The organism is Romboutsia lituseburensis, assembly GCF_024723825.1.
Taxonomy (GTDB): Bacteria; Bacillota; Clostridia; order Peptostreptococcales; family Peptostreptococcaceae; genus Romboutsia_F; species Romboutsia_F lituseburensis_A.
Genome location: NZ_JANQBQ010000001.1, coordinates 1,713,562 through 1,728,430 on the forward strand (window position 1 = coordinate 1,713,562; position 14,869 = coordinate 1,728,430).

General features: G+C 28.7%; 11 protein-coding genes and 2 other annotated features. All 11 genes read right to left on the bottom strand.

The window, feature by feature from the left end; all coding sequences use genetic code 11:
* The 11 genes from NWE74_RS08365 to NWE74_RS08415 all read right to left on the bottom strand — a co-directional run bounded on the left by NWE74_RS08365 (position 1) and on the right by NWE74_RS08415 (position 14,618).
* The gene (locus tag NWE74_RS08365; protein WP_258242756.1) at positions 1-699 is read right to left on the bottom strand and encodes a 5'-methylthioadenosine/adenosylhomocysteine nucleosidase; all 699 of its coding nucleotides are present in this window, start codon (positions 697-699) and stop codon (positions 1-3) included.
* A gap of 46 nt (positions 700-745) precedes the next feature.
* Positions 746-975: a binding site (T-box leader), on the bottom strand.
* A gap of 470 nt (positions 976-1,445) precedes the next feature.
* On the bottom strand, positions 1,446-3,131 hold the full coding sequence (locus tag NWE74_RS08370) for an AbgT family transporter (RefSeq protein WP_258242757.1): 1,686 nt from the start codon (positions 3,129-3,131) through the stop codon (positions 1,446-1,448).
* Positions 3,132-3,670: 539 nt separating this feature from the next.
* A complete protein-coding gene (ileS, locus tag NWE74_RS08375) occupies positions 3,671-6,778 on the bottom strand; it encodes an isoleucine--tRNA ligase (protein WP_258242758.1) in 3,108 nt (1,035 codons plus the stop codon).
* Between the two features lie 102 nt (positions 6,779-6,880).
* Positions 6,881-7,116, bottom strand: a binding site (T-box leader).
* A 68-nt stretch (positions 7,117-7,184) separates the two neighbouring features.
* Complete coding sequence (locus NWE74_RS08380) at positions 7,185-7,721, bottom strand: DivIVA domain-containing protein (RefSeq protein WP_258242759.1); 537 nt, start codon at positions 7,719-7,721, stop codon at positions 7,185-7,187.
* Positions 7,722-7,731: 10 nt separating this feature from the next.
* Positions 7,732-8,517, bottom strand: a complete 786-nt coding sequence (locus NWE74_RS08385) for an RNA-binding protein (RefSeq protein WP_258242760.1) — start codon at positions 8,515-8,517, stop codon at positions 7,732-7,734.
* A gap of 12 nt (positions 8,518-8,529) precedes the next feature.
* The gene (locus NWE74_RS08390; RefSeq protein WP_258242761.1) at positions 8,530-8,805 is read right to left on the bottom strand and encodes a YggT family protein; all 276 of its coding nucleotides are present in this window, start codon (positions 8,803-8,805) and stop codon (positions 8,530-8,532) included.
* Between the two features lie 34 nt (positions 8,806-8,839).
* Positions 8,840-9,304 carry a cell division protein SepF gene (locus NWE74_RS08395; RefSeq protein WP_258242762.1) on the bottom strand — a complete coding sequence of 155 codons (465 nt, stop codon included), beginning with the start codon at positions 9,302-9,304 and terminating at the stop codon, positions 8,840-8,842.
* Positions 9,305-9,340: 36 nt separating this feature from the next.
* Entirely contained in the window at positions 9,341-10,042 is a 702-nt protein-coding gene (locus tag NWE74_RS08400; RefSeq protein WP_258242763.1) for a YggS family pyridoxal phosphate-dependent enzyme, read from the bottom strand.
* Positions 10,043-10,050: 8 nt separating this feature from the next.
* The gene (locus tag NWE74_RS08405; protein WP_309137307.1) at positions 10,051-11,169 is read right to left on the bottom strand and encodes an HlyD family efflux transporter periplasmic adaptor subunit; all 1,119 of its coding nucleotides are present in this window, start codon (positions 11,167-11,169) and stop codon (positions 10,051-10,053) included.
* A 200-nt stretch (positions 11,170-11,369) separates the two neighbouring features.
* Entirely contained in the window at positions 11,370-12,836 is a 1,467-nt protein-coding gene (locus tag NWE74_RS08410; RefSeq protein ID WP_258242764.1) for an alanine/glycine:cation symporter family protein, read from the bottom strand.
* A gap of 294 nt (positions 12,837-13,130) precedes the next feature.
* Positions 13,131-14,618 (bottom strand): alanine/glycine:cation symporter family protein, encoded by a 1,488-nt coding sequence (locus NWE74_RS08415; protein WP_258242765.1) that lies wholly within the window; start codon positions 14,616-14,618, stop codon positions 13,131-13,133.
* Positions 14,619-14,869 lie beyond the last annotated feature (251 nt).

The window sequence follows — 14,869 nt, forward strand, 5'->3', positions numbered from 1 at the left end:
CTATAATGATTTTAACATATTAACTACTATGTCTTTAGAGTTATGAGCTGCATCTTGTACAAACTCTTCGTATACTACATCAGCTGTTCCATCAGCTTTATCTGACATTGCTCTTATTATTACAAAAGGAGTATTATTTAAAGAACAAACATGTGCAATAGCAGCCCCTTCCATTTCTCCACAATAAGCATCAAATTCTTTTACTAATTCATCTTTTAACTCTTTAGAACTTATAAATATATCACCTGAAACAACTCTTCCTTTAACAACCTTATGAGTTTTTGTTTCTTCCACTGATGATTTATATGCAGCATCTACTAATCTTTCATCAGCTACAAATGTTGAATTTTCCATTCTAGGAACTATACCTTTTTTATACCCAAATACTGTAGCATCAAAGTCGTGTTGTATAGCATCTGTAGATATTACTATATCATATACACCTAAATCTGAATGTAGAGCTCCTGCAACACCTGTATTTACTACTGCATCTACATCAAATTCACTTATTAATATTTGAGCACATAAAGCTGAATTTACTTTACCTATACCGCATCTTACCAGTACTATTTCTTTACCTTCTAATGTACCTTTATAAAATTTTAAACTTGCCTTTTCTATAGTTTCTTCGATATTCATTAGCTCTACTAATATATCTACCTCTTCATCCATTGCTCCTATTATACCTATTCTGTTCATAATTACCTCCTATATATTTTGATATTAAAAAATCCGTCCTACTAAAACATAGGACGGATAAATTTTTCCGCGGTACCACCTAAATTGTATATAAATTAATACATACCTCTTTATTCTGCTATAACGTGCATACACGATTAAGGCTATTTTGCTATAATTGCATTTCACCTAATTCCTCAAAGGTCCATTCACTAAAATCTCTACGTTAAACTCTCACCTACTTTAACTCTCTGTACTAAAATTATTTTAGTTACTAATCCTTTTCACTGGATTTATATATTATTTTATAAAAATATAATATGCTTTACATTAAAATTTGTCAACCTTACTTTTATATAATTATTATAAACTTTTTTCAATTAAAAATACTTTAATTTAATTAACAATAAAACTATAATATCTATACATAAAAAAATAAAAAGACTTTATTATAACCAGCCTTTTTATCTTATAAAAATACACTAATAATCATTAGTATACAAATTCAAAATTTCCGTATCAAATATTCCCCCGAATCCACTATATATATTTGTGTGGACTATAACCTAATATCTAAAAATCTCTTTTATATATAAATCTTATCCCCTTTTTACTCTTTGATTATATACCTTTACAAAATTTATGTAAATGTTTTCTTAATTTTACAGAAAATTTAGTCTTATCAATTTTTCTACATTTTTACTACTTTAAAATTAATTTATAAAAAAAGTATATGCTAACTTATGAAGTTAACATATACTTTTATATTATATAAAGAATGATGTTGATGGTCCTATTGGTATTCCAGCTAAAGCCCATAATACCGCGATTATTGTCCATCCTATTAGGAATGCTATAGATATTGGCATCATCATACTCATTAAGTTTCCAACACCGAAGTCTTTTTTATATTTTTGCCCAAACACTACTATAACACCAAGATAATTCATTAATGGTGATATTACATTAGTAGCTGAATCTCCTATACGATACATTAATTGTACACCTGCTGGAGAGAATCCTGCAACCATTAACATTGGTACAAATATTGGTGCAAGTAATCCCCATTTAGAAGAAGCTCCACCCATAAATAAGTTAACAAATGCTGTTAAGAATATAAATGCAACCATTAATACCATAGACATAAACATACTTCCTTCTGGTATTAATTTAACTAAACTAGCTCCTAATGATGCAACTAATACTCCTAAGTGTGAATCATTGAAGTAGTTTATAAATTGAGCAACGAAGAATAGTATAACTATTATTGGAGCCATATCTGCCATTGCTTTGCACATTGCTGGAACTATATCTGCTGCCTTTTTGAATTTACCTGATTTAAATCCATAAAGTAATCCTGATGCTGCAAATATAACAAACATTAACATTATAACCATGTCACCCTTAAAGAATATAGAGTTTAGGAAACCATCTGCTGCACTTGAAACCATAGCTCCATCAACTAAACTAACTAATGGTACAGTTGTTGATAAATCGCCAACTACTGGTATAACATTATTTTTATCTATTGGTAAAGCAGCTAATACTATTAAAGCTACTACTATTAACATTATTTTATTTGTAAATTTATATGCATTTTTTTCTTGTTGAGTTATTTCATGATCTACTTCTATTTCTGCATCTTTTTTATTGTATGAACCTAATCTTGGCTCAACAAACTTGTCTACAACTATAGTACCAAGTATTATTATTACAAATGTTGATGCTATCATAAAGAACCAGTTACTTGTAACTGATAAAGTTCCTGCTAATTGAGTTTTAGCCATTGCATCACCAGTCTCAGCTGCTGCTTGAGTAAATGGTAATAATAATGCATCTGTAGAACTTACGAATAAGTTTGCGCTGAATCCTCCCGAAACACCAGCGAAACCTGCTGCAAGACCTGCTAAAGGGTGTCTACCTAATGTATAATACATTAATGCTGCTAAAGGTATTAATACAACATAACCTGCATCTGAAGCCATATTAGACATAACCCCTAAGAATATAACAACTGGAGTAACAAGCTTCATTGGAGTAGCTTGAACTATACTTTTCATTGCCATTGATAAATATCCACTTTGTTCCATAAGACCTATTGCTAACATTATTATTAATATAGTACCTATTGCATACATATTCATAAAGTTAGCTATTGCAGTTCCAACTACATATGATAAACCATTAGAGTATACCTCTGCGACTTGTGTCCCTGTAGGACCTACTTTTAATACTTCTATAGGCTTTTGACCTAACAAGTTGTTTATTGGGAAATCTCCTAGCTCTGTATGAGCTACCACTCCTAGACTTCCTAGTACTGCTGAAAGAACTAATACAAACATTCCAATGTATATAAACATCAGAACTGGATGAGGTAATTTATTTCCAAGCTTTTCTATCTTGTCCATAAACCCCATCTTTTTCTTTTCTTGTGTTTTTGCACTTACATCCATTAAATTTTTTTCCTCCCTCAATTTTCTAACTTTTTATATAATACCCAAGTTAATTCTATCACATTTCGACACCGTTTTCATTGTTTTCATGCAATTTCTAATTTTTTTATAAAATTCATCACTTTCTTTTTATTTTAAGTGTATTTTTTTAGTTTTAACTTTATTTTATTAAGTTTTTCAGCTTATAAAAACATTTTTAAAAGGTATTTTTATATTTTATATTGTTTTTTTATATACTTTTTTAAAGTTTTTTTAAATTATTTTCCATTTGAAAATTTTTAAATTTTCAAAACCTTTAAATATTTATACTTTATTTTTTTATCTTTTTTTAGTTTTAGACTTATTTTTTTAATTTTAATTCTAATCTTATTGATATTTTTTTAACATTATATTTTATTTTTAATTTTATATCCTTAAAATTAATACTTCTGACTTTTTATTTTAATTAAGTTTTATAAGGTTATTTTTTTATCTATTATAATTTCCATATTTTACAAAAAAACTCCTCGTAGAATTACTACTATGAGGAGTTTTTCATATTATTTTCTTGTAACTTTTATACCTGTCATATGGTCATTTAAGTTATGTTTTTCTAAGCTTTCATCACTTACTCTAGTTATTTCTAAAGCTAAAGTTTCTGATTTTATATAATCTTTGTAATTTTCAACTGCATTTGCTATCTCATCATCAGAACAGAATTCTATATCTATGTTGTCTAATACATCAAAATTACTTGCTTTTCTTAATTGTTGTATTTTAGATATAAATTCTCTTGCATATCCTTCTTCTATTAACTCTGTAGTTAATGTAGTATCTAATATAACGAATAAGTTATTTTCCATAGATACATTAAATCCTTCTTTAGCAGATATATTAACTAATACATGCTCTTTGTTAAATTCAAAGTTTTCTCCATCTATATCTACAGTTAAACTTTCTCCATTTTCTAATTTAGGTACTACTTCACTAGGATTTAACTTATTTAAAGCTCCAGCAAAGAATTTCATTTTTGCACCTAATACAGGTCCTAATACTTTAAAGTTTGGCTTTAATGTAAAGTTCATATATTCGCCTAGGTCTTTAGCAAATACAACTTCCTTTACATTAAGCTCTTCTTTTATTAATTCTACTACATCACTTATAGTTTCTTCATATTTTCCATCTACTAATACTTTTTGTATTGGTTGACGTACTTTTATTCTTGTAGCTTCTCTTGATGCTCTACCTAAAGTAACTAGATTCTTAACTAAGTCCATTTTAATTTCTAATTCATTGTTTATTAACTCTAAATTAGCTTTTGGATATGAACTTAAGTGAACTGAAACTTCATTAGTTAAGTTTCTATATATTTCTTCAGATATATATGGAGCAAATGGAGCTATTAAACCACAAAGCTCTGTTAATATCTCATAAGTTGTGTTATACACTGATTTTTTATCTTCTGTTAATTCAGTTGCCCAGAATCTTCTTCTTGAACGTCTTATATACCAGTTAGATAAATCTTCATTTATGAAATCTTGTATCATTCTTACTGTTTTATTTAATTCAAATATAGCTAAGTTTTCTTCTACTTCTTTCTTTAAGTTGTTAAACTTAGATAATATCCATCTATCTAATTCTGGTCTATCTTTGTATTCTACAAAGAATTCAGTTGGATTTACTTCATCCATATTTGCATATAATGTGAAGAAGTTATATACATTTTTCATAGTTCCTAAGAACTTACTTTGAACTTCTTTTAAACCATCAACATCAAATCTTGTTGGAGTCCATGGTGGAGATACGTATAATAAGTACCATCTTAAAGCATCTGCTCCGTGTTGATCAAATAATTCAAATGGATTTACAGTATTTCCTCTAGACTTACTCATCTTTTTACCTTCTTTGTCAAGTACAAGATCATTAACTAAAACTCTCTTGTATGGAGCTTTCCCCATAACAAATGTAGATATTGCAAGTAACGAATAGAACCATCCTCTTGTTTGATCTATCCCTTCACATATAAAGTCAGCAGGGAATAATTCTTCAAAGTTTTCCTTGTTTTCAAATGGATAATGATGTTGTGCAAATGGCATTGATCCACTGTCAAACCAACAGTCTATAACTTCTGTTACTCTTGTCATTGGCTTTCCACAGCACTCACATTTTAAATGTATATCATCAACATATGGTCTGTGTAACTCTACTGTTTCTGGATTTACATCCTCTATAGCCTTTTTAGCTAATTCTTCTCTTGAACCAACTGAGTCTTTATGTCCACATTCACACTTCCATATATTTAAAGGAGTTCCCCAATATCTACTTCTAGATATTGCCCAGTCATTTAAGTTTTCTAACCAGTTACCGAATCTTCCTTCTCCTACGAAAGATGGATACCATTCAACTGTATTATTATTTTCGATTAATTTATCTTTTAATTTTGTCATTTCTATATACCAGCTTGGCTTAGCATAGTATACAAGTGGAGTTTGGCATCTCCAACAGTGAGGATAGTTATGAGCTACCTTTTCTTTGCTGAATAATTTATTTTCTCCGTGTAACCATTTTATTATTTCAACGTCTACTCCTTCTTCCATGACAAATTTTCCTTCCCATGGAGTAGTTGTAAACTTACCGCTTTCATCTACTGGTTGTAATACTGGTAAACCGTATTTTCTACCTAAATTGTAGTCATCTTCACCAAATGCTGGAGCAGTATGTACTATACCTGTACCATCTTCAGTTGTTACATAATCACCACAAGTTACGAAGAATGCTTTTTCATCAGTTTCAACAAAAGGCATTAATTGTTCATATTGTATATGCTCTAAATCTTTACCTTTCATTTCTTCTAATACTTCATAATCTTCACCTAATACTTTATTAGCTAAAGCTTTTGCAACATAATATACTTCATCATTTTGTTTAACTTTTATATAGTCAACCTCTGGTCCTACTGTTAAAGCAACATTTGAAGGTAATGTCCATGGAGTAGTTGTCCAAGCTAAGAAATATTCATTAGCATCAGCTCTTTTAAACTTAGCTATTACTGTGTTATTTTTAACTTCTTTGTACCCTTGAGCAACTTCATGTGATGCAAGTCCTGTCCCACATCTTGGGCAATATGGAAGTATCTTATGCCCTTCATATACATACCCTTCTTTATTAAATTTATCTAATATCCACCATACAGATTCTATATAGTTATTATCTAATGTTATATATGGATTATCTAGGTCTATTTCATATGCCATTCTTTCTGTCATTTCTCTCCATTGTTTTTCAAAAGAAAATACAGAGTCTCTACATTTAGCATTAAATTTATCTAGTCCATAAGCTTCTATTTGTTGCTTATCAGATAATCCTAATTCTTTTTCTACTTGTATTTCTACAGGTAATCCATGAGTATCCCATCCAGCTTTTCTCTTTACTTGATATCCGTTCATAGTCTTGTATCTACAAACTGAATCTTTTAATGTTCTAGCTATAACGTGATGTATTCCAGGATTTCCATTTGCTGTTGGTGGTCCTTCATAGAATACAAAACTTGGATCATTTTTACCTTTTTCTAAAGTTTTTTCAAGCATATTGATATCATTCCAATATTTTGAAACCTCTGCTTCTGCTTGTTTTACAGAACTGTCTACTAATGGCTTAAAGTTTGCCATAATATCACCCTTTCTTTAAATTTATTTTATTTATAACCTTGTATATACCCAGGTGTTAATATAGTGGAGTTTATTTTTACATAAAAAAACCCGCCCCCTAATAAAAGGGACGAGTATTAATCGCGTTACCACCCTAATTCTATAAAATATTATTAATAAAATATTTTATAGCACTCTATAGTATAGTTTAACGGCACTAACCGGCTCAGCTTAATTGATTATAATCGTTCAGCCTGCAGCTTAGGAGTGATCTTCGACTTTATAAATTTATTGGTTCTCAGCTTACCCAACTCTCTGTGAAATTATTTAAAGCTTACTGTCTCCATCATAGCTTTTATATAATTATATTTTGTTATATAATATGAAATTTTATAACAAGTTTTTGTAATAGTCAATATTTTTTTAATTAAGGTTGTTCCATTGTTACAGCAACTTCTGTTCCTTTTTCTAAATCAAACAGTGTTGTTGTTTCAAAACCACGTCCATTATTATCATCTACATTATAAAATATTTCGTCTATACTTCTTATTTCATCTTCTAATAATGACTTGAATTTATTTCTAAATATTTTAAATTCTTTTACCATTTCATCATATTCTTTTCTTATATCTACGACCCTGTTATTTGCTTGTTCTATTATTTGTCTAGATTTTAAGTCAGCTTCTTCAATCATTATTTTAGCTTTTTTATTAGCTGCACTACAAGTATCTTCAGCAACACTTTCTGCTCTTATAAGAGTCGCCTTTAAAGTTTCCTCTATATTTTCATATTTATTTATTTGATCTTGATATAGTCTTACTTTTTCTTTAAGCTCTACATTTTCTCTATATAAAACTTCAAAGTCTTCTTTAACTATATCTAGAAATTCATCTACTTCCTCTTCTTTGAATCCTCTTATTGCCTTTTTAAACTCTTTGTTTTCTATCTCTATTGGAGTTAGCATATATTTCCTCCTATATTATTAACTTAGCTTCAATTTTTATTCTTCCTTTTTTAGTGATTTCACCAATTTTTACTATTTTAGATCTTCCTTTACCTCTAACAGAAATTAGTGATTCATCTTTTATTTCTTTAGATGGAGTTGTTATTTTTTCATAATCAACTTGAACTCTTTCACTATTTATACATTTAATACTTTCCTGTCTAGATATATTGTATAGACCGCTAATTATACAATCTATACGCTGAGAAGATACAGTAAAAGATAATTCTTTATAGCTTGGTCTACTCTCGATTATGTCGCTTTTATTTATTTCAAAAACTTTTACATTGTTTCTAGCTACTTTATTCAAATTAATTAATATAAAATCACAAATATCTTCGCTAACTATTAATTGACAAAAATTATCATGTATAATAATATCTCCAACCTTTTCTCTTTTTATACCTAAGCTTAATATAGCACCTAAATAGTCTTTATGAGATACATTTCTAAATTTAAAATTACCTTCTATTTGTAGGAATCTTAAACCTTGATTTATATCTTCATATTCCATATAAAATGGATATATAAATATAGCGCATCTTTCTGCATTATCATATCCACCATCAACTGCATATTTTAAGTCGCTATTTGAATTAAGTATGGAAATAGCATTTTTTATTTCATAAGGATTAAAAAAATCTGTTTGTTTCACATCATAATTTTTTAGACAGCTGTTAGCTTTATCTATAATTTTAAACATTTTATTTTTTAAATCTATATCTTTAATATGGTTAGTTAATTTTAATTTTTCCATTATATCGCCTTACTAGAATATTAATAGCGCAACCCTCTTTAATAGCATTAAAACTAATATAGCTATCATAGGAGAAAAATCTACTGGTCCACTACTGTATTTATACATTACATTTCTTATAGGTGCTTCTATTGGATATGTAACACTGTTTAAAAAATTATATATACTACTTCCTATATCACTATTCATTAAATTAGGTATCCAAGTCATAAAACTTCTAATAACTATGATCCATATCAATATATCAAATAGCTTATATAGTGCATACCCTATTAAACTTGTACTCATCTAAAAACCCCTCTACTTTTTATTTATTTTTTTATTATTTTGTATTTTGCCAAGGGAATAATGTTTTACTATTTTCAAGCTCTTTTTTTATACTAGCATCTATGTCTACATTATTAGGTGCTAATATAAATATTGCTTTAGATACCTTTTGTATTGTTCCATCTAATACATATACTGCTCCATTCATAAAATCAAATATAGATTTTCTAGCTGTAGCATCATTTAAGTTTTCTAAGTTAACTATAACAGCTCTCTTACTTTTTAAATGATCCGCTATAGTAGTTACTTCATCATACTTTTTAGGCTCTACTATTACTACTTTCATTTGTGTAGTAGTATGTAATTTAACAATATTATTTGTACTTTTTATTGCATTACCAATTCCTTCACCTATTTCTTCTTCTTCTACAACTATCTCTTCTTCTTCTTCCATGTACTCATAATCATCATCTTCATCAACCACCCAGTTTTTGAATTTCGAAAATAATCCATCTCCCATTGTTAACTTCCTCCTTAATATTTATTCATTAGTTTGCTATTTATTATAGTTTCTTGCTCCAAATATTGACGTCCCTACTCTTACAATCGTTGATCCTTCTTCTATGGCTATTTCATAATCATTACTCATACCCATAGATAAGTATTCCATAGATACATTCGGAATATTTTTTTGTTCAATACTTATAGATAAATCTTTAAGCCCCTTAAATACTTTTCTTACAGCTTCTTCATCTTCAGTAAAAGGTGCCATAGTCATAAGACCTCTTATTCTTATATTTTTGTATTTGTTAGATACATTTTCAATAAATTCTAAAACATTGCCTTCTTCTAATCCATGCTTACTTTCTTCTTTTGATATATTTACTTGAACTAAACAATTTATTGTTCTATTTATTTTTTCGGCTCTTTTTTGAATTTCTTCACATAAAACTTCTCTATCTAATGAATGTATCATGTAGACCTTGTCTATTATATACTTTACTTTATTAGTTTGTAAACTTCCTATTAAATGCCAATTAACCTTATCACCTAATACTTCATACTTCCTAGCAAGCTCTTGTGGTTTATTTTCACCTACATCTGTTACTCCATTGTTTATGGCTTCTTGTACATCATCTACATCTACGGTTTTAGTCACAGCTAACAACATAACATCATTTTCTTTTCTATTCGATTTTTCTGTTGATTTTTTTATATTATTTCTTATGTAATTTAAGTTTTCCTTTATGTCACTCATTTTTTCACCTACTTCATTTTAATATTTTTATTTATAGCATTTGGCCTTAAAATAATCTCATCGTATAAATTAACCGTCTTGGATCCATCTATATTGTTTTTATAATAATCTAGATATACAAACTCCTTATCTTCATGTTCTATTCCTTCTAATTCTATAAATTCAATATCTTGAGTTTGTTCATTTACTACATATACGCCTTTTTTTCCATTGACAACTTTTACAGAACTTTTAGGTATTTTTAAACCTTCTATTTGTTTATATATTATATCAAATTCTTCTACTCTTGTATCGTAAATTCCTACATTTTGATTAGTTATTTTAAATATAATAGTAACATTTGATCCATTTTTTTCTATTTGATCTACTTTCGCATCTATTTCTTCTTTATTTAATACTATTTTTAAAGTTTCACCTTTTACAAAATTTTTTGATTCATCTTTTGATATGCATGTTACTATATAAGATTCATAATTATTTATAATTCTAGCTATAGGTTCTCCTTTTTTTATTGTCGAATTATCTTTTACTTGTGTATAGTTATTTTCTTCTTTTTCTATATCGTTACTAGTTATTTTTTTCAATTCATCCAGTGTATATTTATTTTCCATATTATCAAACTTATATGATATAACTCCTGACACTTCTGTACTAACATAAGATGTACTTTTTTCTTTTTCACTTTGAAGAATTTTTTTCTCCTCTTTTTTATTTTTTAATTTATTTTCTTCTATTTCTTTAGCTATTTCATTACTTGACTCACTTACTGATTTTGTAATATTTTTAATGTCTTCATTAGCTTTATTTATTTTTTTATCTATTTTATCGACTTTTTTATCTTTCTTTATATATGCTATTGTTTCATTTTTCCTTACTTTATCTCCATCTTTAAATTTTAAATCTAAAATCCCATTATCCTGTGAAGTTATTAAATACTCTTCTCTAACTATTATACCCTTAGTTTTCATAGTGGCTTTAAACTCCTCTACTTCTAATGCTAGTGTTTTTGTATTTTTACTTAAAAATACTAGTGATATTTGAAATATTAAATATATAAATACTCCTAGTATTAAAACCTTAGAGCGTCTTATTTTTCTCAATATTTTTCTCCTTTCAATGCAAATAATTTACTTAATTATTTCTCCAATAACCACCATATATCCTCTTATTGTAATTTACAAAAGGATTACATACTTTTTATAATTTCTACTAAAATACATATTTAACGCTAATGTGTAACATAAGTAGCTAATTTTAATTATGTAAGTAAATGCTTTCAACATGAAAATAGACTAATTTAATAAATTAGCCTATTTTATAATTTCAATTATTTATTTTTTAATTTTTCTACCCAAAAATCTGCATTTTCAATTCCTAGTTTGATAGGATCAAAGTTTATATTTTCTCTAGGTATATTAGCTTTCTTTTGCTCTTCATAATCTTTGAGAGCTACTAATGCAGGTTTGGCTATTATCAATATAGCTATTATATTTAACCATGCCATCATACCTACACCTATATCCCCCATTGCCCAAGCCAATGTTGCTGTTTTTATGCATCCATAATAAGTTGCACATAATAACACTATTTTTAAACCTACCATTACATATTTTTTCGAGTTGTCATTGCCTTTAAATATCTTTTTATATAAATAAGCTAAATTAACCTCTGCTATATAGTAATAAGCCATTAATGTTGTAAATGCAAAGAAGAATAATGCTATTGCTACGAAAGCTGCTCCAAATCCTGGTATTAATTTATCTACTGCTATCTGTGTAAATGCAGGGCCAAAATCTACTCCTGGTAAATTTTCTACTATCATTTGACCTTTAGCATTCAATACATTATAACTTCCTGTCATTAATATCATAAATCCTGTTGCTGAACATACAAATAATGTATCTACATATACTGAAAATGCTTGAACAAAACCTTGCTTAGCTGGATGACTAACTTCTGCAGCTGCAGCTGCTTGAGGTCCTGTTCCTTGACCTGCCTCATTTGAATAAACTCCACGTTTTACTCCCCATGCTATTGTTGACCCTATTATTCCTGCAAATGCTTGTTCTGATCCAAACGCAGATTTAAATATTAATGATAATACATCTGGTAATTTCTCTATATTTACAAATATTATTACTAAAGCCATTAGTATATATGCAGCTCCCATAAATGGTACTATTAACTCTGCTGCTGAACTAATTCTTTTTATACCACCAAATATTATAAGTGCCAATAATGCTACCACAAATATTCCAGCTATCCAAGTTTGCATTCCAAAAGCATTTTGCACTCCTACTACTATTGAATTTGCTTGAACACCCGGTAAGAAAAATCCTGTTGCTAATACTGTCGCTACTGCAAATAGTATAGAGTACCATTTTAATCCCATACATTTTTCTATATAATAAGCTGGACCACCTCTATATTGCCCATCGTCTACTTCTTTATAAATTTGTGCCAGAGTAGATTCAACAAATGCTGAGCCTGCTCCCAAAAATGCTATTGCCCACATCCAAAATAGTGCTCCAGGTCCTCCCATCGCTATAGCCGTTGCAACTCCAGCTATATTTCCAGTTCCTATACGACCTGCTAATGCTGTACATAAAGCTTGAAATGAAGATATTCCTTCTGCTGATTTTTCGCCTTTCACAAGTAAGATTACCATTTCTTTAATGTGTCTAACTTGTAAAAATCTAGTTCTAAGAGAAAAATAAACTCCTGCCCCTAAACAAAGCCCTATCAACCAATTACTCCAAATCACACTATTAATCGCATTAATCACAGATTCCATAAACTATCCCCCTATATAATTTTTAGGAATTCATCCCAACTCAAAATAATTTTTATGATTCCTGGATTTAATTTCCTTAATAAATTATACTCATCTCCTATATTTTTAGTGTGTTAAGCAATGGTTAAATATGTTAATATTTCATTAATTAGCATCATATATTTAAATAAACCTTAATCTTTTATTTATTTTTTCGTTAAGTATATTAATTGCCTGTAAAATTTATAAAAACATATTATACATAAATATCAAAAGGCCCTTTAGTATAAAAATACACTAAAAAGCCCTTTTGATTTATTTAATATTTTTTACTCTTTGTTTATTTCTTTCCACCCAGAAATCAGCATTTTCTATTCCTAATTTCTTAGGATCAAAATATATCTCCTCTCTAGGTACTCCAGATTTTAATTGACTTTCATAATCTTTAAAGCACTTCATAGCTATATTTGATAAGCCAAGTATAGCTACTATATTAAGCCATGCCATACTTCCAACTCCTATATCCCCTAATGTCCATGCTAGTGCTGCTGTTTTTACACAACCAAATGCTACTGCTCCTAGTAACACAATTCTTAATAAATTTATTCCTAATTTACTGCTACTTCCGCCTGTTATTTTCTTACATATATATGTTACGTTAACTTCAGCTATATAATAATATGCCATTAACGTTGTAAATGCAAAGAAGAATAATGCTATTGCTACAAAAGCTTCCCCAAATCCTGGAATCAAGCTACTTACAGCAGTTTGAGTATATATAGGTCCTATCTCTGCTCCCGGAAGATTTTCTACTATCATAGCTCCACCTTCACCTATTACATTGTAGCTTCCTGTCATTAATATCATAAATCCTGTTGCTGAACATACAAATAATGTATCTACATATACTGAAAATGCTTGAACTAAACCTTGCTTAGCTGGATGTGTTACTTCAGCTGCTGCTGCCGCTTGAGGTCCTGTTCCTTGACCAGCCTCATTTGAGTAAACTCCACGTTTTACTCCCCATGCTATTGTTGATCCTATTATTCCTGCAAATGCTTGTTCTGCTCCAAATGCAGATTTAAATATTAATGCTATTACATCTGGCAATTGTCCTATATTAACAGCTATTATCACCAAAGACATTAATATATATAACCCACCCATAAAAGGTACTATTAATTCTGCAGCAGATCCAATTCTTTTTATTCCACCAAATATTATAAGTGCTAATAAAATTACTAAAACTATAGCTATTATTTGAGGATTTATATTAAATGCATTTTTTACTGCTACAGCTATTGAATTAGATTGAACTCCTGGTAAAAATAGTCCTGTTGCTAATACTGTTGCTATTGCAAATAATATGCCATACCACTTAGAAAAAGTTGTATTTCCAAATCCTTTTTCAATATAATATGCTGGCCCTCCTCTATATTGTCCATCATGTTCTTCTTTATATATTTGAGCTAATGCAGATTCTGCAAATGCTGACCCTGCTCCTAAAAATGCTATTGCCCACATCCAAAATAATGCTCCTGGACCTCCCATTGCTATAGCCGTTGCAACTCCGGCTATATTACCTGTTCCTATACGCCCTGCTAAAGCAGTACATAGTGCTTGAAATGAAGATATTCCCTCTGCTGATTTTTCTCCTTTAAATAACAATGTTACCATTTCTTTAATGTTTCTAACTTGTGAAAATCTGGTTCTAAAAGAAAAATAAATTCCTGCACCTAAACATAAATATACAAGCCAATTACTCCAAATGACATTATTGATAGCATTAACAATTCCTTCCATAAGATACCCTCCTAGATAAAATAATAAAATTGAGATTAAATATATATTTCTTTATAAGTACGTTTAAAACTTAATCTCTTCAAAATAATAATTCAATAAAAATTTAATTACACCTTTTTATTTTTTCAATTTTCTGAATTTTAAAATCGTAAATATATTCTGAAAATTAAAATTATATCAAAGTATATAAATAAAATATATATTAATATACTATAATATTATACAAATTTAAGCTCCATTATAATAAAAAA